This window comes from Variovorax sp. PMC12, assembly GCF_003019815.1.
In the GTDB taxonomy this organism is placed as follows: domain Bacteria; phylum Pseudomonadota; class Gammaproteobacteria; order Burkholderiales; family Burkholderiaceae_C; genus Variovorax.
Map to the genome: position 1 here is coordinate 314,985 of NZ_CP027774.1, position 21,679 is coordinate 336,663.

17 protein-coding genes are annotated in these 21,679 nt (G+C 68.6%); 10 read left to right on the plus strand and 7 right to left on the minus strand.

Annotation, left to right across the window (positions count from 1 at the left end):
* Positions 1-103: 103 nt before the first annotated feature.
* Positions 104-2,407, minus strand: a complete 2,304-nt coding sequence (locus C4F17_RS28960; protein WP_106937924.1) for an FdhF/YdeP family oxidoreductase — start codon at positions 2,405-2,407, stop codon at positions 104-106.
* Between the two features lie 217 nt (positions 2,408-2,624).
* Between C4F17_RS28960 and C4F17_RS28965 the strand changes: the two genes are divergently transcribed.
* From C4F17_RS28965 to C4F17_RS28990, 6 genes are all read left to right on the plus strand, one after another.
* Complete coding sequence (locus C4F17_RS28965) at positions 2,625-3,407, plus strand: exodeoxyribonuclease III (protein ID WP_081271033.1); 783 nt, start codon at positions 2,625-2,627, stop codon at positions 3,405-3,407.
* A gap of 154 nt (positions 3,408-3,561) precedes the next feature.
* On the plus strand, positions 3,562-4,068 hold the full coding sequence (locus C4F17_RS28970) for a 2Fe-2S iron-sulfur cluster-binding protein (protein WP_081271034.1): 507 nt from the start codon (positions 3,562-3,564) through the stop codon (positions 4,066-4,068).
* The gene (locus C4F17_RS28975; protein WP_081271035.1) at positions 4,065-5,054 is read left to right on the plus strand and encodes an FAD binding domain-containing protein; all 990 of its coding nucleotides are present in this window, start codon (positions 4,065-4,067) and stop codon (positions 5,052-5,054) included. The genes C4F17_RS28970 and C4F17_RS28975 overlap by 4 nt, the downstream gene beginning before the upstream one ends.
* Entirely contained in the window at positions 5,051-7,366 is a 2,316-nt protein-coding gene (locus C4F17_RS28980) for a xanthine dehydrogenase family protein molybdopterin-binding subunit (RefSeq protein ID WP_199852019.1), read from the plus strand. The genes C4F17_RS28975 and C4F17_RS28980 overlap by 4 nt, the downstream gene beginning before the upstream one ends.
* A gap of 34 nt (positions 7,367-7,400) precedes the next feature.
* Positions 7,401-8,699, plus strand: coding sequence for a cation:proton antiporter (locus C4F17_RS28985; RefSeq protein ID WP_106937925.1), 1,299 nt, complete (start codon positions 7,401-7,403; stop codon positions 8,697-8,699).
* A 159-nt stretch (positions 8,700-8,858) separates the two neighbouring features.
* Positions 8,859-9,194, plus strand: a complete 336-nt coding sequence (locus C4F17_RS28990) for a hypothetical protein (protein ID WP_106937926.1) — start codon at positions 8,859-8,861, stop codon at positions 9,192-9,194.
* Between the two features lie 10 nt (positions 9,195-9,204).
* Here the strand turns inward: C4F17_RS28990 and C4F17_RS28995 are convergent, their stop codons facing one another.
* Together C4F17_RS28995 and C4F17_RS29000 are read right to left on the minus strand one after the other, a co-directional pair.
* Entirely contained in the window at positions 9,205-12,408 is a 3,204-nt protein-coding gene (locus C4F17_RS28995; RefSeq protein WP_106937927.1) for an EAL domain-containing protein, read from the minus strand.
* A gap of 115 nt (positions 12,409-12,523) precedes the next feature.
* A complete protein-coding gene (locus tag C4F17_RS29000) occupies positions 12,524-12,700 on the minus strand; it encodes a hypothetical protein (protein WP_199852020.1) in 177 nt (58 codons plus the stop codon).
* A gap of 256 nt (positions 12,701-12,956) precedes the next feature.
* Between C4F17_RS29000 and C4F17_RS29005 the strand changes: the two genes are divergently transcribed.
* From C4F17_RS29005 to C4F17_RS29020, 4 genes are all read left to right on the plus strand, one after another.
* Complete coding sequence (locus tag C4F17_RS29005) at positions 12,957-13,277, plus strand: hypothetical protein (protein WP_155742661.1); 321 nt, start codon at positions 12,957-12,959, stop codon at positions 13,275-13,277.
* A gap of 62 nt (positions 13,278-13,339) precedes the next feature.
* Complete coding sequence (locus tag C4F17_RS29010; protein ID WP_081271040.1) at positions 13,340-13,768, plus strand: universal stress protein; 429 nt, start codon at positions 13,340-13,342, stop codon at positions 13,766-13,768.
* Entirely contained in the window at positions 13,768-16,344 is a 2,577-nt protein-coding gene (locus tag C4F17_RS29015; protein WP_106937929.1) for a cation-translocating P-type ATPase, read from the plus strand. Before C4F17_RS29010 ends, C4F17_RS29015 begins: the two co-directional genes overlap by 1 nt.
* Positions 16,345-16,433: 89 nt before the next feature.
* Positions 16,434-16,862 carry a universal stress protein gene (locus C4F17_RS29020; RefSeq protein ID WP_106937930.1) on the plus strand — a complete coding sequence of 143 codons (429 nt, stop codon included), beginning with the start codon at positions 16,434-16,436 and terminating at the stop codon, positions 16,860-16,862.
* 62 nt (positions 16,863-16,924) lie between these two features.
* On the opposite strand, the gene C4F17_RS29025 is transcribed toward C4F17_RS29020, so the two are convergent.
* From C4F17_RS29025 to C4F17_RS29040, 4 genes are read right to left on the minus strand one after another with little or no spacing between them, the layout of a single operon-like run.
* Positions 16,925-18,331 (minus strand): ABC transporter ATP-binding protein, encoded by a 1,407-nt coding sequence (locus tag C4F17_RS29025; RefSeq protein WP_106937931.1) that lies wholly within the window; start codon positions 18,329-18,331, stop codon positions 16,925-16,927.
* The gene (locus C4F17_RS29030) at positions 18,328-19,164 is read right to left on the minus strand and encodes an ABC transporter permease (RefSeq protein ID WP_106937932.1); all 837 of its coding nucleotides are present in this window, start codon (positions 19,162-19,164) and stop codon (positions 18,328-18,330) included. Before C4F17_RS29030 ends, C4F17_RS29025 begins: the two co-directional genes overlap by 4 nt.
* Positions 19,161-20,126 carry an ABC transporter permease gene (locus C4F17_RS29035; protein WP_106938497.1) on the minus strand — a complete coding sequence of 322 codons (966 nt, stop codon included), beginning with the start codon at positions 20,124-20,126 and terminating at the stop codon, positions 19,161-19,163. Before C4F17_RS29035 ends, C4F17_RS29030 begins: the two co-directional genes overlap by 4 nt.
* Positions 20,123-21,679, minus strand: a complete 1,557-nt coding sequence (locus tag C4F17_RS29040) for an ABC transporter substrate-binding protein (RefSeq protein WP_106937933.1) — start codon at positions 21,677-21,679, stop codon at positions 20,123-20,125. The genes C4F17_RS29035 and C4F17_RS29040 overlap by 4 nt, the downstream gene beginning before the upstream one ends.

Genomic DNA, 21,679 nt, shown 5'->3' on the forward strand with positions numbered 1-21,679 from the left:
ACGATCGCGATGCGTTGAAAGCAGGCTCGTAGGACCTCTTCCCGATCCGGAGTCGGTCCCGCCGGAACTGTGTGCAGCAAATCCGCGAGCGGCTGCGCCTTCGTTAGGCATTCGCAGACGGGCTCAGCCGGATCGGAATGGCCTTGGAAGCGGGCACCTTGCTGTGCTCGGCGTGGTGCGCCAGCGGCACGAGCGGATTGCATTCGGGGTAGTAGCCGCCCGCGCAGCCCGCCGGGATGTCGTAGGGCGTGACGCGCAGCCCCCGGACGCTTCGCGCATGGCCGTCGTCGACGGCCGTGTGCACGTCCACGCTGTCGCCTTCCGCGAAGCCGAGCCGCCGGATGTCGTCGTGGTTCATCAGCAGCACGCGGCGCGTGCCGTAGACGCCGCGGAAACGGTCGTCCAGGCTGTAGATCGTGGTGTTGAACTGGTCGTCGCTGCGCAGCGTCATGAGCCGCAGCACCTCGGGGCCGGTCTCGGGCGTGTCCGGATCGGCGCGCAGGTTGCCATAGCCCTTGAAGCAGGCCTTGCGGTTGGGTGTCTTCCACACGCGCTCCTTGGCGGGCAGCGGCCGACGGAAGCCCCCGGGCGCCTTCAGGCGCTCGTTGAAGTCGTGAAAGATCTCCGGGAAAGCCTGCGCGATGTGGTCGCGCACCAGGGCATAGTCCGCCACCCAGCCGTCCCACGGGACCTTCGGGTTCGGTGGCAGGCTGGCCTTGGCAATGCCGGCGACGATGGCGGGTTCCGACAGCAGCGTGGCCGCCGCCGGCTCCGCAACGCCCCGGGAAGCGTGCATCACGCCGGTCGAATCCTCCATCGCCACGGTCTGCTCGCCGCTTTGCTGGCGGTCGACCTCGATGCGGCCCCGGCAAGGCAGGAGGTACGACACCTTCCCATGCACCAGGTGGCTGCGGTTGAGCTTGGTGGCCACCTGCACGGTCAGCTGCAGGTTGCACCATGCCGGCTCCAGCCGGTCGGAATCGGGCACCGCGCGCACGAAGTTGCCTCCCAGCCCGATGAAGGCGCGAACCTGTCCCTTGAACACGCCCTCGCAGGTCTCGACCGTGTTCAGACCCTTTTCGCGCGGCGGTTCGAAGCCGTACATCGTCGCCAGCCTGTCCAGGGGGGCCAGTTCCGGCTTCTCGGTGATGCCCACGGTCCTCTGCCCCTGCACGTTCGAATGGCCGCGCACGGGACAGATGCCTGCGCCCAGCCGACCGATGTGTCCGCCAAGCAGCAGCAGGTTGGAAACCATCTGCACGTTCTCCACGCCCTTGCGGTGCTGCGTGAGGCCCATGCCGTAGATGCCGATCACCGCCTTCGCGCCGGCGAAGGTGGCGGCCGCGGCTTCGAGCGCTTCGCGCGACAGCCCGGACTCCGACTCGATGTCGTCCCAGGACGCTTCGCGCAGGAAGGCCGCGAAGGTGTCGAAGCCGTCGGTGTGCTCGGCGATGAACGTCGCGTCCAGCACGCGCGCCCGGCCCGACGCCAGGGCGTCGTCGTCGGCCGCGACCAGCGCCTTGCACATGCCGGTGAGCGCGGCGAGATCGCCGCCGTTCTTCACCTGCAGGTATTGGGTGCTGATCTGGGTGTTCGCCGGTGTGAGCATCTCGGTGGGCGACTGCGGGTTCACGAACTCCACGAGCCCCCGCTCGCGCAGCGGATTGAACGTGACGATCGGCACGCCGCGCTTGCGCGCGTCCTGCAGCTGGTGGAGCATGCGCGGACTGCTCACGCCCGTGTTGTGGCCGAAGATGAAGATCGCATCGCACAGCTCGAAGTCGTCCAGCCGGACCGTGCCCACGGGCACGCCGATGGTCGCGGGCAAGGCCACCGAGGTGCTCTCATGGCACATGTTCGAGCTGTCGGGCAGGTTGTTGTTGCCGTACAGGCGCGCTAGCAATTGATACATGTAGCTGGCCTCCAGCGAGGCCCGGCCCGAGGCATAGAAAACCACCGATGCGGGATCCTGTGCATGCAGGGCACGCATCTCGGCGCCGATGCCTTCGAAGGCCTCCTGCCAGCCGATCTCCAGGTACCGGTCGGAGTCGGCATCCCATTTCATCGGCACCGTCAGGCGGCCCTGCGCTTCCAGGTCGTGGTCGCTCCATGCCAGGAGGCTGCTTACCGTGTGCTCGAGGAAGAACGATGCGGGCGCACGCTTGGCGGTGAGCTCCCACGCCGTGGCCTTGGCACCGTTCTCGCAGAATTCCGCCGCACGCGGATGCTCGGGCTTGGCCCACGCGCAACTCACGCAGGCGAACCCGCCGGGCTTGTTCTGCTTCCAGAGCGCTTCCGCGCCGACGATGGGAATTCGCTCGCGCAGCAGGTAGGTGCTCACGGCCTTCAGGGAACCCCAGCCGCCCGCTGAGTGGGTATAGGGTTCGAATCGCGTGCTGTCTGTCACTGGCGGTCCCGAGAACAAGAGTGCCGCAACCGTATACCGTTGTCGGCTGCTGCCTGTAGGCCGCCGCCGAGCGCGACTGTGCGTCTAAAGGGGGTGTCGGCCAGCCCGCAAGTCCGCGCTGCAAGCGTTGTCACCGCCCGGGAGGATGCCTTGTCCCACGCACGTGCAACCGGCGCGGGATGAAGATCCGCTTTTTCTTCCCTGGGGGAGCGCCACGATGAAGATCGCCACTTTCAACGTCAACGGCATCGGAAGCCGCCTGGAACGCCTTCTGGAGTGGCTGGCGCAATCCCGGCCCGACGTCGCCTGCCTGCAGGAGCTCAAGTCGCCGAACGAGAAGCTGCCGCTGGAGGCGATCCGCAGCGCAGGCTACGGCGTGGTCGCCCATGGGCAGCGTGCGTGGAACGGCGTGGCCATCCTCGCGCGCGGATGCGAGCCGATCGAAACGGGACGCGGCCTGCCGGGCATGGACGACGATCCGCAAAGCCGCTATGTCGAAGCGGTGGTCCACGGCGTGGTGGTGGGCTGCCTCTACCTGCCCAATGGCAACCCGCAGCCCGGGCCGAAGTTCGACTACAAGCTGCAGTGGTTCGAGGCGTTCAACCGGCATGCGAAGAAGCTTTTCTCCAGCGGCATGCCCGTCGTGCTGGCGGGCGACTACAACGTGGTGCCCACCGATGCCGACATCTACAACCCCGCGTCCTGGCGCGAGGACGCGCTGCTGCAGCCGGAGAGCCGGCTGGCTTTCGCGCGGCTGATGAAGCAGGGATGGACGGACGCCATCCGCGCCTGCCACCCCGACCGCGTGCCCTACACGTTCTGGACGTACTGGCGCAACCGCTACCCAAGGGATGCCGGTCTGCGCATCGACCACCTGCTGCTGAACGCGGAACTGGCGCCCATGCTGCGCGCGGCCGGGGTCGACCGCGACGTGCGGGGACGTCCCGGCGCGAGCGACCACGCGCCCGCCTGGATCGAGCTCGACCTGCCTGCGGCCTGACTGCCGGGCCGAGGGCGCTGCGCCCCGGCGTGCTGAAGGAAATGGCTGACGCCACCGCCGGCTTGCGCGTGTTAAGAAATCAGTTCCCGCATCCGACGCGCGTCGTGCGCGTCGCGACAACTGTTTACAACACCTCTTCCCCACGAGGACGCACATGCCAATCACCATCAACGGGTCGACAGCCGAGTTGCCCGACGACCCACGGGTCTCGCTGCTGGATTTCCTGCGCGAGCACCAACATCTGTTCGGCGCCAAGAAGGGCTGCGACCAGGGTGCCTGCGGCGCCTGCACCGTGCTCGTCGACGGCGAACGCGTGCTGTCATGCCTGACGCTGGCGGTGCAGTGCCAGGGCAAGTCCGTCACCACCATCGAGGGCCTCGCGCCGCACGCAGGCATGCATCCGTTGCAGGAGGCCTTCGTCGCGCATGACGGCTTCCAGTGCGGCTACTGCACGCCCGGGCAGATCTGCTCGGCCGTGGGCATGGTGCAGGAACTCCGCCGCGGCGTTCCCAGCCACGTGACCGCCGATCTGCGCACGCCGGCCATTGCGCTCACCCACGACGAACTGCGCGAGCGCATGAGCGGCAACCTCTGCCGCTGTGGCGCGTACAACGGCATCGCCGCGGCGATCGCCGAAGAATTCGAGAGGGCGCCCACATGACCCCCTTCACCTATGGCCGGGCGCAGAACGTGGACGATGCGCTCGAGCTCGGCGCCCGGCCCGGCGCCAAGTACCTCGGCGGCGGCACGAACCTGGTCGACCTGATGCGCGAGACCATCGAGCGCCCCGTCGCGCTGGTCGATGTGACGCAGCTCGATCACGAGATCGAAGAGCGCGCCGACGGCAGCCTGCTGATCGGCGCAGCCACCCGCAACACCGCCCTCGCCTCGCACCCGGCGGTGAGAGCGCGCTACCCGGTGCTGGCACGGGCCATCACCGCCGGCGCATCCGCGCAGATCCGCAACATGGCGACGGTAGGCGGCAACATGCTGCAGCGCACGCGCTGCGCGTACTTCTACGACGACGACGGCGGCTCGCGCTGCAACAAGCGCCACCCCGGGCAGGGGTGCGACGCGGCGGAGGGCATCAACCGCTATCACGCCATCCTGGGAGCCTCGCCGAGCTGCGTCGCCACGCATCCGTCCGACATGTGCGTGGCGCTCGCAGCGCTGGGTGCCGTGGTGCACCTGCGCAACGCCGAAGGCGAACGCGCGCTGCCATTCACCGACCTGCATCGCCTGCCCGGCGACCAGCCCGAGCTCGAAACGCAGCTCTGGCCCGGTGAACTCATCACCGCCGTGGAGCTGCCCGCGCTGGCTTTCGGCGCTCGCTCGACCTACCGCAAGGTGCGCGACCGCGCCAGCTATGCCTTTGCGCTGGTGTCGGTGGCGGCAGCCCTGGAACTGGACGGCGACACCGTCAAGGACGTGCGCATCGCCCTCGGCGGTGTCGCGCACAAACCCTGGCGCGCCTGGAAGGCGGAAGACGCGCTGCGCGGGCAGCCAGCGACCGCCGAGGCATTCCGAGCCGCCGCGCAGGCGGAACTCGCCCAGGCGCAGCCCCTGCGCCACAACGGATTCAAGGTCGAACTCGCCCGGCGAACGATCGCGGCAGTGCTTGCCGAACTCAAGGAGATGAAAGCATGAGCATCATCCAGGAGACCGTCCAGGCGGTCATGAAGAAAGCCATCGAGGCCGCGCCCGACGCGTGGATGCCCGGCGGCACGCCGGACCCGCTGATCGCGCGCGCGCAAGGCCTGGTCGGTGCGCCGGTCTCGCGCCTGGACGGGCCGCTCAAGGTGCAGGGACAGGCGCGGTTCGCGGCCGAGTTCCCTCTGGAAGGGATGCTCTACGCCGCGCTGGTCCACAGCACGGTCGCGCGCGGGCGCATTGCCACGCTCGACACGGCCGCCGCCGAGGCGTCGCCCGGCGTGGAGCTCGTCATGAGCCACGGGAACGCACCGCGCATGAAGCCCATGCCGCTGTTCATGTCCAAGGACAAGGCCGCCGGCGGCGACGACCTGCCCATCCTGCAGGACGATCAGGTCCACTGGAACGGCCAGCCCATCGCCGTCGTGCTCGCCCGGACGCAGGAGCAAGCCGATCACGCCGCGTCGCTGGTGCACGTGGTCTATGACCGCGAGCCGGCCACGACCACGTTCGCGGCTGCGAAGGCCAAGGGGACGAAGCCCGGCACCTTCCAGGGCGAGCCGCTGAAGATGGAGATCGGCGACGCCGAGGCGGCGCTGGCTGCCGCCGCGCACCGGGTCGACGTCACGTACGCCACGCCGCGCCACAACCACAACGCCATCGAGCTGCACGCGGCGACCGTCGCCTGGAAGGGCGACGAACTGTTCATCCATGACGCGTCGCAGGCCGTGGCGCACATGGCGTGGTCCATGGCGGAGATCTTCGGGATCGACGAGAAGCAGGTGCACGTGACCTCGCAGTTCGTGGGCGGCGGCTTCGGCGGCAAGACCCTCTGGCGCCACCAGGTGCTGGCGGCGGCGGCTTCGAAGCTCGCCGGGCGGCCGGTGCGCATCATGCTCTCGCGCGAAGGGGTCTATCGCGTCGTGGGCGGGCGAACCAACACCGAGCAGCGCGTGGCCATCGGCGCACAGGCGGACGGACGCTTCGACGCGCTGATCCACACCGGCGTCGTGACCATGACCGAGCACAACAACATGCCGGAGCCGTTCGTGCTGCCGGCACGCTCGGCCTACGCGGCGGGCAGCTTTAAGCTCGACGTCGAGGTGGCCACGCTCGACATGCTGGCCAACACCTTCATGCGCGCGCCCGGCGAGGCGGTGGGCACCTTCGCGCTGGAAAGCGCCATCGACGAGCTGGCCCACGCCATGAAGATGGACCCGATCGAGCTGCGCATCCGCAACGAGCCCGAGAAGGATCCGACCACGGGCGTTCCCTTCTCGTCCCGGCACATCGTCGAGGCCTACCGCGCGGGCGCGCAGCGCTTCGGCTGGAACCGGCGCAACGCGACGCCGGCGGCACGCCGCGACGGCGAGTGGCTGATCGGCATGGGCTGCGCCACCGCCACGTATCCGTACTACCGCATGCCGGGCGGCGCGGCCCGCATCACGCTCTCGCGCGACGGCCACGCGACGGTGGAGATCGCCGCGCATGAAATGGGCATGGGCACCGCCACGGCGCAGACGCAGGTCACCGCCGAGCGGCTCGGGCTGTCCATGGATCAGGTCCGGTTCTGCCACGGCGACTCGGCCTTCCCCGGGGTGGTGCTTGCGGGCGGTTCGCAGCAGACCGCGTCGATCGGCAGCGCCGTCATGGCGGCGCAGCACGAACTGTTCGCCGCGCTGCTGAAGCTCTGCGGCAAGGAATCGCCCCTGCACGGCCTGCAGCCGGACGAGGTCATCGGGCGCGACGGGGGCCTGGCAAAGGCCGACGACCCTGCCCGGTTCGAGCGCTATGCGGCCATCCTGGCGCGCGCCGGCCGCGACACGCTGGCGGTCGAGGCCGACGCGCCCAGGCCGTTGGAGGTGCAGCACTGGTCGATGCATTCACACGGCGCCATGTTCTGCGAAGTGCGGGTGAACGAGGTGACGGGCGAGACGCGCGTGTCCCGCTTCCTGGGCTCGTTCGACTGCGGCCGCATCGTCAACGCCAAGACCGCGGCCAGCCAGTTCCGCGGCGGCATCGTCATGGGTCTGGGACTCGCGCTGATGGAAGAGACCCAGTTCGACGAACGCAACGGCCGCATCATGAATCCCAGCCTCAGCGACTACCACGTGCCGGTGCACATGGACGTGCCGCAGATCGATGTGATGTGGACCGACATCCCTGACCCGCACTCGCCCATGGGCGCGCGCGGCGTCGGCGAGATCGGCATCACCGGGGTCGGCGCCGCCGTGGCCAACGCGGTGTTCAACGCGTGCGGCAAGCGTGTCCGCACCCTGCCCATCACCCTGGACAAGCTGATGGGCTGAGGGTGCCAGCCCGCCCCGCCGAGAAGCCCCGCTCATGACCGCGGCGACCTGGGACCTGCTGGTCGGCGCCTTGCTGATCCTGATGGCGCTGTCCGGCACCTTGCTCAAGACGCTGCCCATCAGCGCGGCCGCGCTCTACATGGGCCTGGGCTTTGCGGTGGGGCCCGGCGGCTTCGACCTTTTGAAGCTGGGCATCAGGGCGGATGCGGCGCTGATCGAAACCATCACCGAAGTCGCGGTGCTGGTTTCGCTCTTCGCAGTCGGCCTTCGGCTGCGCATCCGCCTGCGGTTGTCGAGCTGGGTCCAGCCGGTCCTGCTCGCCAGCGTGGGCATGGTCGTCACGATCATGCTGATGACGCTCGCTGGGCTGGCACTGAAGCTGTCGCTGGGCGCCGCGCTGCTGCTCGCGGCCATCCTGGCTCCCACGGACCCGGTGCTGGCGTCCGACGTGCAGGTCAGGCATGAGAACGACCGGGACGACCTGCGATTCGGGCTCACCGCCGAAGGCGGCCTGAACGACGGCGCGGCCTTTCCGTTCGTGATGCTCGCGCTGGGGCTGAGCGGCGCGCACGACCTGGGAACTGCGGGGCTGCGCTGGCTCGGGCTGGATGTCCTGTGGGCGATCGGCGGGGGCCTGGCGCTGGGATGGACCTGCGGCGCCGCGTTCACCCGGCTCGTGCTGTTCCTCCAGACGGAAAAAAAGCAGGCGCTCGGCATGGAGAGCTTTCTTGCGCTGGGCCTCATCGCGCTGACCTACGGCATCGCCCTGCACGCCGCGGTCTACGGCTTCCTGGCCGTCTTCGTTGCCGGCCTGAGCATGCGCAATGTCGAGCGCCAGGTGGAAAGCGAGGCCGCGCTTGCCAGCCGGTCGAAGGCGCGTCCCCAGGAGAAGGTGGAAGCCGTCGCGCAGGCCAGGACGGCGGACGACATGACGCGCGACGTGCTCGAGTTCGCCAAGGAACTGGAGAAATTCGTGGAGCTCGCGGCCATGCTGGTGATCGGATGCCTGCTGCGGGTCGAGATGCTGACGGCGAGGAACCTGCTGATTGCCGGTGTGCTGATCGCGGTGGCCCGCCCGGTCGCCATCTACATCTCCACGGCCAAAGGCAGCTGGACGGCGTCGCAGCGACGGCTGGGCGCATGGTTCGGCATCCGCGGGGTGGGCTCCATCTATTACCTCGCCTATGCGTCGACGCACGGCGCACGCCTGTCGGAAATCGGCGCCATCGGCGAAGCCGTGCTGGTCACCGTGGCCGTGTCCGTGATCGTGCACGGCATATCGGCCACGCCGCTCATGAACCTCTATCAGGCGGCGACGCAACGCAGAGGCTGAGACGGCGACGTGCGGCACGCCATCTCGGCATCCCATCTCGGCATGTCTTCCGACAGAACTTGCGCGGGAGCGGATCTAAATTCTTCGCCGTTGCGTCGCCGTGCCTTGCGCCCGGACGAGCACGCCAGGACAGACGCAGGCCCGACCACAGACACATCCATGATTTCCGCCTATTTCCCGCCGCCCCCGACACGACCCGCGCTTCGCGCACACCGCGACAACGCCGCACCGCGCACGGCCGCCGCTACCGACGCGGCGTGCGCCGGTTCATTCAGCGAGTCGGAGCGCCACCCCGGCGGGTGGGAGTTCCGCTACCAGCTGGTGCCGTCGCTCGAGAAATTCACGGGCTCGGCGCAGATCCACTGCCAGGGCCAGTCGCATGGCGAACTCGCCATCTTCGAGCCCCAGGCCAACGCGCTCGCCTCGATGGACCTGCTGCGCGAGCAATGCCTGGCCTGGATCGAGGCTCGCGCAGCGGGCACCGCCGACCGCTAGGCGCCGGGCGCTACGCCGGGGCGCCATCGAAGGCCCCGTGCGCGTGCCACGCCGGCGGTGACGCCTGTTCGATCCAGCCCCCCAGCTTGCCAGGCGGCATCGGCCGGGCGATGAGAAAGCCCTGCAGCTCGTCGCAACGCGCGGCGCGCAGGCTGTCCGCTTCCTCGCGCCGCTCCACGCCCTCGGCCACGACGCGCAGTCCCAGGGCATGGCCCAGGCCGATGATCGCTCGCGCGATGGCCATGTCGGTGGGGTCGCCCAGCATCCTGTGGATGAAGGAGCGGTCGATCTTCAGCTTGTCGATGGGAAAGCGGTTGAGGTAGTTCAGGCTCGAATAGCCGGTGCCGAAGTCGTCGATCGACAACATCACGCCGAGCGACTTCAGCGCCTGCAGCTGCGACAGGGACTGCTCGGCCGCATCCATCAGCGTCGACTCGGTGAGCTCCAGCTCCAGATCGCCGGGCGACACGCCGTGCAGCGCGATGGCGCCGCGCAGCACCTCCAGCAAGCCGCCGTCGCGCAACTGCAGCGCCGACATGTTGATCGCCACCCGGATCGCGCCCAGCCCCTCGCGGCGCCAGGCGGCGTGCTGCGCGCAGGCCTGCTCGATCACCCAGGCGCCGATGGCCACGATCTGCCCCGACTCCTCGGCGATCGGGATGAACTGCGCAGGGGGCACCTGCCCCAGCTCCGCGCTCTGCCAGCGCAGCAGCGCCTCCACGCAGATCAGCGCGCCGGTGTGCGCATCGATGCGCGGCTGGTAGTGCAGGCTCAGCTCGCCGCGCTCGATCGCATGGCGCAGGCTCGACTCCAGCTGCAGGCGCTGCTGGGCGCGCTCGTTCATCTCGGGGGTGAAGAAGCGCGCGGTGTCGCGCCCGCTCGCCTTGCTCTGGTACATGGCGACGTCGGCATGGCGCATGAGCGCGTCGATGTCCTGCGCGTCGTCGGGGTACACCGCGATGCCCACGCTGCACGACACATGGATCTCGGCGCCGTCGATGTCGTGGGGCTGGCGGATCAGCGCGATGAGCCGGCGCTCGACCAGCGACAGGATCTCCTGGCCGTCGGCCACGTTGTTCAGCACCACGACGAACTCGTCGCCGCCCAGGCGGCTCACCGTGTCGCCGGGCCGCACGGCCTGGCTCATGCGCGCGGCCACCGAGCGCAGCAGCGCGTCGCCCACGTGGTGGCCCAGCGAGTCGTTGATGTTCTTGAAGCGGTCCAGGTCGATGAACAGCACCCCCACGCGCTGCCCCTTGCGCCGGGCCTGCTGCAACGCCAGCCCCAGGCGCTCGATGCACAGCGACCGGTTGGGCAGCTCGGTCAGCACGTCGTGATGGGCCAGGAAGCGGATGCGCGCCTCGCTGCGCTTGCGGTCGCTCACGTCGATGGACGTGAAGATGTAGTGCGAGATGCGATCCGGTCCGTCGCGCACCACGCTGGCGACCAGCCAGGCGGGGTAGCTGTCGCCGTTGCGCCGGCGCACGCTGACCTCGCCCTGCCAGGTGCCGCGCTGGTCGAGCACCGGCCACAGGTCGGCGAAATGCGCCGTGTCGTCGCGCATGAGCTGTTCGGGCGGCTCGCCCACCAGATCGCTCAGGTCGTGGCCGGTGAGGCGGCACAGCGCCCGGTTCGCCGTGAGGATGCGATGCTGCCCGTCGATGATCAGGATGCCCTCGGACGAGGCCTCGAACACCTTGGCCCAGAGCATCAGCCGCTGCTCCATCAGTTTGAGGTGGTTGATGGGCGTGAAGGCGGTGAGCAGCGCGTCCTGCCCCTGGTAGACCAGCCGCCGCGCCGACAGCACCGCCCACGACGGCTCGGCGCCCCCGAGCCAGCGCACCTCGAATTCGTCGACGGCGCCGCGGTCGGCCAGCTGCTGGAAGAAGCGCGAGCGCACGCCGGGCGCCAATCCCAGCGCCCACGGGTCGCGCGTGCCCCCGCCAAGCCACGCCAGCGCGCTGGGGTTGGCGTTGAGCACTTCGTGGTTCGGAATGGCCGTGACCATCAGCGGGATCGGAATGGCCGCGACCAGGTCGCGCTGCGCTTCGGCCGCGCGGGCGCTGGCCGCGAGCTCCTGCTGCGCCTGCCGCTGGCGGTCGAGCTGCGCGAGCATGTCGTTGAAGCCCAGCACCAGCAGGCCGATCTCGTCGCCGCTGTCCCAGTGCGCGCGCAGGCTGTGGTCGCCGGTGCGGCGCACGGTGTCGACCACGCCGGACAGCCGGCGCAGCGGCAGCGAGATCTGGCGCGCCACGTAGAACACCGCCGTGAGGATCATCAGCAGCAGGAACAATGCCGTGCCCAGGTGCATCCACATGCGTGCGAAGAAGCCGTGCTCGCGCGAGGTGAGCATGGCGTCGAGCTCGCCGATGGCGCCCGACCACGCGCCGTCGAGCTCGGCAAACAGCGTCTGCTGGGCCGCGTCGAACGCCGCGAGACCGCGGTGGCTCGCGCCGGCGTCGGTGCTGTCGCTCGATTCCAGCACGCTGCGCGAAGCACGCCTGAACCCCTCGATGCTGGCCAGCAGGCGCGCACGCGACGGATCGAGCCGCGCCTGCAACGGCCCCTTGGCGGCGGCGAAAGCCTCCGCATAGTCGCTGCGGATGCTGGCCGCGATGGCATCGATGCGCCCTTCGAGGATGAAGTACTGCGTGCGCGCCTCGGTCGCGGCGAGCCCGCTGGCACCAGGGGCGTGCAGCCGCGCGGCCATGTCGGCGCCGAGTTCGAGCAACTCCGGAAAGCGCAGCAGCACCAGCGACATCGTGTAGTAGCTGTCGAGGTCGGGGTCGAGGATCAGGTTCGACTGGTTGCCGATGCGCGTCACCAGTGCGCGCCCCTGCTCGAGCGCCGCGCGCCTGGCCGTCTCGCGCCCGGCGGGGCCGGCCTGGGCGGCGGACGCCAGCGCCTCGCGGAACCGCTGGCTGACCTCGGCGCTCTGCAAGCCCTCGCCGTACTGCTGCTCGAGCCGCTCGAGCGCCAGCGGCGGCGCAGGCTCGGCGCCGTGCCAGCCGGCGGCGGCCAGCAGCGACGGGCGCATGCGGTCGATGTAGGCCGCGCCCGCCATCTCCTTGCGGCCGAAATCGATCGCGATGAACTTCTCGTTGATGAGGATGCCGCTGATGAAGATGACCGCGCTCAGGTCGAGCAGGTAGATGACCAGCAGTTTGCGGCCAACGCTGAGCCGGCTGAGGCGACGCGTAATGAAATGCACCATATCCCTCCAGGGTCTGGTGCATGTATGCAATCTTTAGGCCTCGTTGGGTCGAACGACGAAAGATCGCTCGAAGAAGCGCCGCACCGGGCGCGCCGCCGCGGCGGCAAGGCGTCGCTCAGGACTCCGCGGTGAAACCGATCTTCTTGACCAAGGGGCCCCAGCGCTCGGTCTGCGCGCGCTGCGATTCCGCCATTTTCGCGGGCGAGGAGGGCGATGCGACGAGACCCGGTGTCGCCAGCGAGTCGCTCACGTCCTTGTACTGCGGCAGCAGATCCCCCGTGCTCGTGAACATCACAGGGGTCGGTCACCGTCCTGACCAACGCTGGCACCATCGGGCCGGTGTGCACAGCAGCGTCTGGCCGTCGGGGTACGGGCAGGCCACTGGCGGGCGAAGCTGATATGCAAGACAGCGTCGACCGCGTCGATGCGGGATTGACACGGATCAAGCCTGGACGGGGCCGATGTGCGAATACTGGCGCCTGCCAACGCAATTCCCTGACACGCACGATCCGCCGGATGCATTTGCATTCGCGACCATGGAGGAAGCCATGCAAAGCATAGACAGCCTTGTTGAGCAACATATCCGCGAATCGGAGTGCCACCTTCGACACATCGACGAGTTGATGGCCAAGGCCAGCCAACCTCCCATCGAAGCGTCGGCAGCGCCTGAACTCCGGACGCTGCTGAGCCAGGTAAGGAAAAGCCGCGCGCAACTGGCGCAAGAACTCGACGAACTGCGCCGAGGTTTGGTGGACGGAGATGGGCCGAGCAAAGTTCAGCGCGGTGAAGGCCTGAATTCGGCCTTGCAGGCGGTGGGCCTGCAACTCGAACAAGCACTCACGGCAATTCTCGACTTCCGTGGGCTGTAGCTGGCGATCCGGCCGTTCGAATTCGAGATCGGCCGCTTCAGTAAGCAAAAAGGTGTGGCCGCATGAAAATCCTTGTAGCAACCGATGGTTCGAAATACGCGCTACGCGCCGTCAAGTACGCGGCCAAGCTGATCGCATTGCTGCAGCCAGCCTCTCATTCGATCACGCTCATCAGCGTGCACGACAACACGGGCATGCGCATCGCGAATTCGATCCTGGGCTCGGAAGACGTGATCGCCTACCTGCATGAGCGAAGCACCGCGGAGCTCAAGGCGGCCATGACCTTTCTCAAGTCGGCGGGCATCGACCACAAATCGGTGATCCGTACGGGACACATCGCACAGGAGATCGTCAAGTTCGCCAAGGAGGGGAAGTTCGACCTGGTCGTACTGGGATCCAAGGGCCGAAGCGCCATCGTCGATATTCTGGTGGGCTCGGTTGCCCAACGCGTGTTGGCGACTGCCCTGCAGCCTGTCGTACTGGTCAAGTAGTGCGAGTCGCTCCCCACGCGCTCGAAGAGAAGGAAACGGCTCGCTCCGAGCCCGCCACGGCAACGACTGGCGGTCTGACCGAAGCCGCGGCGCGACAGCGCCTGGCGTTGGACGGGCCGAATGAAGTTGCGGTCTCGCAGCCGCACGGCATGCTGCGCCTGGTGCGCAAGGTAGCGTTGGAGCCGATGTTTCTGTTGCTCGTGGCCTGCGCAGCCATCTACATGCTGTTGGGCGATGCACAGGAAGCGCTCATGCTGCTGTGCTTCGTCTTCGTCGTCATGGGCATCAGCTTTGTCCAGCAGCGGCGCAGCGAGCGCTCCCTGGAGGCATTGCGCGATCTGTCCAGTCCGCAAGCGTTGGTCCGGCGCGACGGTGCAATCCGACGCATTGCCGCACGCGAACTGGTCGTTGGCGATACGGTGCTGCTGGCAGAAGGAGATTGCGTGCCTGCGGACATGTCTCTCGCCGAAGCATCGAACCTCGCCATCGACGAATCGTTGCTGACCGGGGAGTCTGTGCCGGTCACCAAGCAGGCCGTGGCCGGCGAGGAAGCCAGGGCTGCGGATGCCGGCACGGCATTTTCTGGCACGCTCGTGACGCAAGGGACTGGGCGTGGGCGGGTGACGGCCACCGGCGCGCACAGCGCACTCGGACGCATCGGAATTTCATTGGCCGCGATCGGCATGCAGGCCACGCCGATCCAGCGGGAGACGCGAAGCGTCGTCAAGTGGGTGGCCATTGTGGGGTTGGCGCTTGCCGCCGCACTCGCGTCAGCCTACGGCATGCTTCGCGGTGACTGGCTGCAGGGTTTGTTGGCCGGGCTGACGTTCGCGATGGCTGTCATCCCCGAGGAATTGCCGGTGGTGCTCACACTGTTCCTCGGCCTGGGCGCCTGGCGGCTGGCGCGCGAGAAGGTGTTGGCCCGGAGCATTCCGGCCGTCGAGTTGCTCGGGGCGACCACTGTGCTGTGCGTCGACAAGACCGGCACGCTGACGGCCAATCGCATGACAGTGCGGCGGCTCTGGTCCGGCGGCGCGAGGTACGACGCCCTGGAGGCACGGGGCGCCGCCCTGCAGGAAGAACTGCACGCGCTGCTGGAGTATGCGGTGCTGGCCAGCCATCGCCGTGCATTCGACCCGATGGAATCCGCCATCGTCGACATCGCGGGACAACTGCTCGCCGGCACGGAGCATCTGCATTCGGACTGGACGCTGATCGACGACTACCCGTTGTCGCCGCAGATGCTGGCGATGTCGCGCGTATGGCGCTCACCCGACGAGCGCGCGTTCCTCATTGCCGCCAAGGGGGCCCCCGAGGCCATCGTCGATCTGTGCCACCTGGATGCGGACCACGCCGATCGCATCGCCAGCCAGGTCCTGGCGATGGCGGCCGACGGCCTGCGCGTCCTCGGCGTTGCGTCGGCCACCTTCGATGCCGACGTCCTGCCCGGACTGCAGCACGACTTCGATTTCCGCTTCCTCGGCCTGGTCGGCCTCGAAGATCCGGTGCGGGCCGACGTGCCACAGGCCATCGCTGAATGCCGCGCTGCCGGCATCCGGGTCGTGATGATGACGGGAGACCATCCAGCCACCGCGATCGCGGTCGCGCGACAGGCCGGGCTGAGCATCGACGCGCCTGTCATGACCGGCGTCGAGCTGGCCTTGCTGACCGACGGCGCGCTCACCGCACGGTTGGCCGCAACGACCATCTTCTGCCGGGTGCAGCCCGAGCAGAAGCTTCGTTTGGTGCGGGCTTTCCGTGCACGCGGCGATGTGGTCGCGATGACCGGCGACGGCGTCAACGATGCACCGGCCCTCAAAGCCGCGGACATCGGTGTGGCGATGGGCGCGCGAGGAACCGAGGTCGCCCGCGAGGCGGCTGCACTGGTCCTGCTGAACGACGACTTTGCCTCGCTGGTGACGGCGATCCGCTACGGACGCCGGGTGTTCGCCAACCTTCGAAAGGCGATTGTCTTTGTGGTGGCGGTCCACGTGCCGATCGTGGGGCTGTCGATCCTGCCGGTGGTCTTCGGCTGGCCCATGCTTCTGATGCCGGTGCACATCCTGTTCCTGCAATTGATCATCGACCCTGCCTGCTCGGTGGTGTTCGAGGCAGAGCCTCTTGAAGAGGACGCCATGCAAGTCCCGCCGCGTCGCCCGGACCAGCGACTGTTCGATTCATCGGTCCTCATCAGAGGCCTGTGCCAGGGCATGGGATTGCTGGGGCTGCTTGTGCTGACCCATGCGGGCGCGCGTTGGTTTTCGGTGCCGGACGACACGGCACGGGCGCTGACTTTCGTGGCGCTGGTGCTGTCCAACCTGGGCTTGATCCAAAGCAACCGCTCCCGGGGCCGCATGGCCTTGCACGGCACCAGCGCATCCAACCGCCAGTTCGGCTGGATCGCTGCGGGAAGCGTTGCCGTTCTTTGCGTCGCGCTCGCGGTACCCGCCATGGGTCGTCTGTTCTCGTTTGTGACGCCGTCACCGCTGCTGTTGGCGACCGGCCTGGGAATGGCGGTGCTGAGTGTGCTCTGGTTCGAGTTCACCAAATGGATGCTTCGTCGGTCGATCGCTTGATCTGCGTCAAGTAAGGCACGGAGCGCGGTGCCGCGAGCGGGCGCGCACGCGATAGGCTCCTTGAACCCAAAATCAATTGAGCCCAAACCATGAAGCTACTCGTCGCGGTCGACGGATCCAAGAACTCGCTTCGCGCGGTGAAATACGCGGCCAAGCTTGCGCACCTGCTGCGCACCAGTTCGAACAAGATCACGCTGGTCAGCGTGCATGACGACACCGGCCTGCGCCATGCCAGGGCTTTCGTCGGGAAGGCGGAAGTCGCGGACTATCTGCGCGAACTCAGCGAAAAGGAACTCAGGCCTGCCCGCAAGCTGCTGAAGGACGACGGCATCGGCTACGACATGGAGATCCGCACCGGCCACGTGGCCCAGGAGATCATCGACTGCGCGACCGCCGGCGGCTTCGACATGATCGTGCTGGGCTCGAAGGGCCGTGGCGCGCTGGCGGATCTGCTGCTTGGCTCCGTGGCGCAGCGCGTGCTCGCGAACGCAAAGCAGCCCGTCGTGATCGTGAAGTGACGGCGGCCTGCTCCACATGACCCGGGACAGGTCGACTCGTCGCTTTTTTTTCGGCCAGGGACTCAGGTCTGCACGAATCTCCACCGGGTCGTTCCCACGGCATCCGCAATGTCTTCGTCGTGCGTCACCAGCATCAACGCGGCGCCGCGCTCGTCCAGCGCATCGAGGAGCACGTCCATGGCCTCCTGCTGCGACAAAGGATCCAGCCGTGAGGTCGGTTCATCAGCAAACACCAGGGCGGGCCGCACCGTGAGTACGCGTGCAAGCGCGACGCGCTGCAGTTCGCCGCCGGACACCTCCGCGGGCCGACGCCCCAGCAAATCCGCGGGTACGCCCAGCCGTTCGAGCTGCTGCAGCACACCCGGCCAGGCGCAGCGATGGCGCGCGGCCACATCCCGCAGCGAACTCTCCAGGCTGACGCTGGGCGCGAAAGACCCGACCGGGTCCTGGTAGAGCTTCTGGAAGGCGGTCGAGGACAGGCCTTCGGCACGCCGCACCACGCCCCGATCGGCCGGCAGCAGGCCCAGCAGCACATTGCCCAGCGTGCTCTTTCCCGTGCCGCTGGGGCCCTGCAACACGAAGCGGTCACCGGCATGGATCTGCAGGTCGAGCCCGTCGAACAGCGGCTTGCCGCCAAAGCCCTTCGACAGGCCTTGCGCGCTCAGCACCGGTGCACCTGTCGCGACCGTCGCCCTCCGTGGCCAATGGGCCGGCTCGGCCGCAACGAGCCGCCGCGTGTACGCATGCCGCGGGCTCGCGAGGACAGTTTGGGCGTCGCCCTGTTCGACCACTTCGCCCGCGCGCAGCACGATCAGCTGTCCGCCCAGCGCCCGCGCAACGCGCAGGTCATGCGTGATGACCACGACGCAGCCGCCGCTGCGCTGCACCGACTGAAGCATCGCCACAGTATGGTCGCGCCAATGCGCATCCAGACCCTTGGTGGGTTCGTCCGCCAGGAGTACGCGTGCGCCGCCAGCACAGGCAACGGTTGCGGCGGCGCGCTGCGCCATGCCGCCGGACAACTCCCACGCATAGCGCCGCGCCGAGGCGGCCAGACCCGCGGCATCGAGGTCTCTCGCGGCCGCCGCCTCGGCCTCCTCGAAGGCGGCGCCACGAACCAGTTCGTGCGTTTCGGACAACTGGGGCGCGATGCGCATCAGCGGATCCAGCGCCAGAGCGGGCTCCTGCGGCAGCAATGCGAGCGTGCGTCCCCAAAGCGACCGACGCGCCCTGACCTCCTCGGCACGGCTTTCGACGCCGTCCAGCAAGACCCTGCCTCCAGCGCGCAACGCCGCGGGAAGGTTTCCCATCACGGCCTGAGCCAGCAGCGATTTGCCGGCACCGCTTTCACCGAGCAGCGTGAGCACTTCGCCGGGGCGCAGGCTGAAGGACACGTCGCGCAGCAGCGGCCTGGCGCCGGCGTGCACACCAAGATTCTCGACAGCGAGCAGGACGGAAGAAGTGGTCATGCCGGTTCCCCCTCCGAAACGAGCAGCATCATCCCGAACACCAGCAGCATCAACAGCGCCACCGGCGCCGCGATGAGCCATGGCGCTTCCTCGTAGTGGGGAAGGAATTCAATCATCATCAGTCCCAGTTCAGGCGTCGGTGGCTGCAGCCCCACGCCGATGAAGCCCAACGCGGCCAGCGCCAGCACGGCCTGTGCGGCGCTGAAGGCCAGCAAGGTGCCCAACACCGGTGCGAGTGCCGGCAGCAGATGCCTGCGCAGGACATAGCCCGGCCCGAAGCCCAACAGGCGCGAAGCCTGCACCGCATCACCCGCGAGCACCGGCCGGCTCGCCGCGCGAGCGACGCGAAAGTACTCGACCCACAGCGACAGCGAGAGGCCGATGTAGAGCGCCCAGTAGCGTCCCGGCGCCAGTGCGGCGAACAGCAGCACCAGCAGCAGGCCTGGCACCGAGAGCACCGCATCGGCCAGCATGACCAGCCCGCGTTCGATGCGCCCGCGGCGCCAGCTGGCAACAACGCCCAGCAGCACGCCGGGAATGGCCGCGGTCACTGCGGCCAGCAATGCGAGACCGAGTGAGAGCCGGGCCGCGTGTGCCAGGCGCGCAAGCACGCTGCGGCCCAGCACGTCGGTGCCCAGCCAGTGGGCCGCGCCCGGCGGCAGCAGCGTGTCGGCGAGCGTCTGGCGGGCCGGGTCGATGCCGATCACGGCCGGCCCGAACAGCGAAAACACCGCCACCGATGCGAGGATGCAGAAGCCCGTGCGACGGCGCGTCGCCGCGCGCCGCGACCTCCGCCCGGTGAGCGCGGATGCGTCGAGCAGACTGCCGTTCATGCCGCCTCCCCCCTGCGCCGGCGCGGATCAAGCGCGAGGCAACCCGCATCCACCAGCAGGTTGAACACCACGAACAGCAGGCCCATGCACAGCGCAGCCCCCTGGATCATCGGCACGTCGCGACCGAACACCGCATGCACCAGTGCATGACCGATCCCGGGCCAGGCGAACAAGGTCTCGACCACGACGGCGCCTTCGACCAGGAACACAGCGTGCACACCGAGATAGGCCACCACCGGCGCGGCGGCCTGGCGCAGGCCGTGGCGCACCAGCGCCTGCCGGTCCGACAGCCCCTTGGTGCGGGCGAACTCGAAGGATGGAGAAGCGGCCGCCTCGCGCATCGCGGCCCGGGTCACGCGAGCAAGCCCCGCGGCCAGGCCCAGGCCCAACGTGAGCGCCGGCAGGAGCACGCTGCCCACGTGGTGGTCGCCCGCCACCGGCAACGCCCCGAGCCGCACCGCGACCAGCACCATCAGCAACACGGCGAGCAGGAAGGGCGGCACCGCGCGCAGCACCACCGCCAGCGCCAGCGTGAGCCGGTCGATACAGCCGCCCGCATGCAGTCCGGACCAGGTGCCCAGCGGCAAGCCGACGACGACCGCGACGGCCAAGGAAGCGACCGCCAGGTCGATGGTGGCGCCCAGTTGATGCACCACTTCACTCCAGACCGAATTGCCGGTGACCAGCGAAGTGCCGAGATCGAGGCGTGCGATTTCTCCCCACCACTGCAGCAGCGCGAGCCACAAGGGCCGGTCGAGCCCGAGCTCGATGCGCACGGCATCGGCCGCCGCGTTGCTCACGAGGTCGTAGCCGTAGCGTCCCGCCGCGATGCGGGTGGCCATGTCGCCCGGCAGCGAACGTGCCATGAAGAAGCACACCGTGCCCACCAGCAGGCCCAGCGCGACGATCTGAACGGCACGGCGCAGCAGGATGCCCCCCCAGGCTGTGCGTTTCCCGCTCATGCGCTCCACCTCATCGCGCTGAGCCGGTAGGAACGCTCCAACGGATCGAGGCTGACGCCGGTGACACGCCCGCTGACCGCGACCTGCTGGCGATACCAGGTGACCGGGATCACCGGCAACTCGGCTTGGAGCACCGCTGTGACCCGAGCACGCAGCGCGGCCGCGCGCTCTGCCGACGACGTGCTGCGCGACAGCTCGGACAGCGCCTGGACCAGCGCATCGCTGCGCCAGCCCATCGCGCCCCAGTCGCCGCCAGCGGCGGTGAAATCCTGCATCAGCGTCCCTGTCGGGTCGGGCACGGTGCAGTAGTTGCGCGCGGCCAGGCCCAATTGCAGGCTGCCGTCGCGGTGGCCCAGCGGAATGTCGCCCGAATTGCCGACATTGACCTGAACCGCGATGCCGGCCTGGCGCCACTGCTCCTGCAGCGCCGAAGCGATGACAGGGAGCTCGGGTCGGTCGGGAAAGGTTCGCAGCGACAGTTGCAATGGCCGGCCCGAAGCGTCGCGCAGTCCGTCGGCCGCCCGGCGCCAGCCGGCCTCGGCCAGAAGTCTCGCGGCGGAGCCCGGGTCATGAATCAGCGGCGGCAGCGTGGGGTCGTGCCACGCCTTGAGCGTGGGCGGAAAGAGCTGCGTTGCCGAGAGCTCAGGGTCGCGCAGCAATGCCTTCGCAATCCCGGCCCGATCGATGCACAGGCTCAGCGCCTGACGCACGCGTCGATCCTTCAACGCCGGGAGGCCCGCGTTGACCTTGAGGATCGCGGTGCGCGGCAGCGTGACCGTATCGACGCGCACCCGGCCGCGCTTGCGCAGGCGCACGAGGCTGGCCGGGTCAAGGCCATAGGCCAGGTCGGCCTGCCCACCCTCGGCCATCAGCGCGCGGGTTTCGGAGCGACCGACCGTCAGGTAGCGCACGCGCTCCACGGCAGGTCTGGCGCCGTCATAGCCTTCGAACACGGCCGCCTCCACTTGCTGCGGGGGTGCGAGCGACACCACGCGGTAGGGGCCGCTGCCGAGGACGGCCTTGACCTCGCCGCCGGAGCCGTAGCTCGAGGGCGCGAGCACCATCGTGCTGCTGTGTGCCAGCAGCGCAGGCAATCCGCCATGAGGCGATGCGAGCCTGACCACGACGACGCCAGAGCCATCGGCCTCGAGGGATCTGATCGGCGCCAGGCTCAACAGCGCCGGCGCCACGCGCGCCGCCTGCAGGCAGCGCACGACCGCGGCCGCCGTGACTGGCGTGCCGTCATGAAAGCGCGCCGCGGAACGCAGTGTGAAATGCCACACTAGGCCGTCGGCCGACACGCGCCAGCGCTCGGCCAGGCCCGGCAGCGGGGTGCCGTCGTCGCCGGCCTCCATCAGCGTCTCGGTGATCTGCATGCGGGTGAAGACGTAACCGCTGTTGGCGGGCGCAAGACCGCCTATTTCCCAGGGACCGACGATCTGCAGCGGCGCTCGGGCCGGTTGTGCCTGCAACGCGGTCGATGCGGCGACGGCCGGGCCGACCGCACCTAGCTGGAGCGCCCGGCGGCGCGTCAAAACGAATGGCTGTGTCAT

Excerpts from the sequence above, each read along its gene's own strand:
- C4F17_RS28970 (WP_081271034.1), top strand. The coding sequence starts at position 3,562 with ATGCCAATCACCATCAACGGGTCGACAGCCGAGTTGCCCGACGACCCA.
- C4F17_RS28995 (WP_106937927.1), bottom strand. The coding sequence starts at position 12,408 with ATGGTGCATTTCATTACGCGTCGCCTCAGCCGGCTCAGCGTTGGCCGC.
- C4F17_RS29010 (WP_081271040.1), top strand. The coding sequence starts at position 13,340 with ATGAAAATCCTTGTAGCAACCGATGGTTCGAAATACGCGCTACGCGCC.
- C4F17_RS29020 (WP_106937930.1), top strand. The coding sequence starts at position 16,434 with ATGAAGCTACTCGTCGCGGTCGACGGATCCAAGAACTCGCTTCGCGCG.
- C4F17_RS29025 (WP_106937931.1), bottom strand. The coding sequence starts at position 18,331 with ATGACCACTTCTTCCGTCCTGCTCGCTGTCGAGAATCTTGGTGTGCAC.
- C4F17_RS28975 (WP_081271035.1), top strand. The coding sequence starts at position 4,065 with ATGACCCCCTTCACCTATGGCCGGGCGCAGAACGTGGACGATGCGCTC.
- C4F17_RS28985 (WP_106937925.1), top strand. The coding sequence starts at position 7,401 with ATGACCGCGGCGACCTGGGACCTGCTGGTCGGCGCCTTGCTGATCCTG.
- C4F17_RS29000 (WP_199852020.1), bottom strand. The coding sequence starts at position 12,700 with ATGTTCACGAGCACGGGGGATCTGCTGCCGCAGTACAAGGACGTGAGC.
- C4F17_RS29030 (WP_106937932.1), bottom strand. The coding sequence starts at position 19,164 with ATGAACGGCAGTCTGCTCGACGCATCCGCGCTCACCGGGCGGAGGTCG.
- C4F17_RS28965 (WP_081271033.1), top strand. The coding sequence starts at position 2,625 with ATGAAGATCGCCACTTTCAACGTCAACGGCATCGGAAGCCGCCTGGAA.
- C4F17_RS29040 (WP_106937933.1), bottom strand. The coding sequence starts at position 21,679 with ATGACACAGCCATTCGTTTTGACGCGCCGCCGGGCGCTCCAGCTAGGT.
- C4F17_RS29035 (WP_106938497.1), bottom strand. The coding sequence starts at position 20,126 with ATGAGCGGGAAACGCACAGCCTGGGGGGGCATCCTGCTGCGCCGTGCC.
- C4F17_RS28980 (WP_199852019.1), top strand. The coding sequence starts at position 5,051 with ATGAGCATCATCCAGGAGACCGTCCAGGCGGTCATGAAGAAAGCCATC.
- C4F17_RS28990 (WP_106937926.1), top strand. The coding sequence starts at position 8,859 with ATGATTTCCGCCTATTTCCCGCCGCCCCCGACACGACCCGCGCTTCGC.
- C4F17_RS29005 (WP_155742661.1), top strand. The coding sequence starts at position 12,957 with ATGCAAAGCATAGACAGCCTTGTTGAGCAACATATCCGCGAATCGGAG.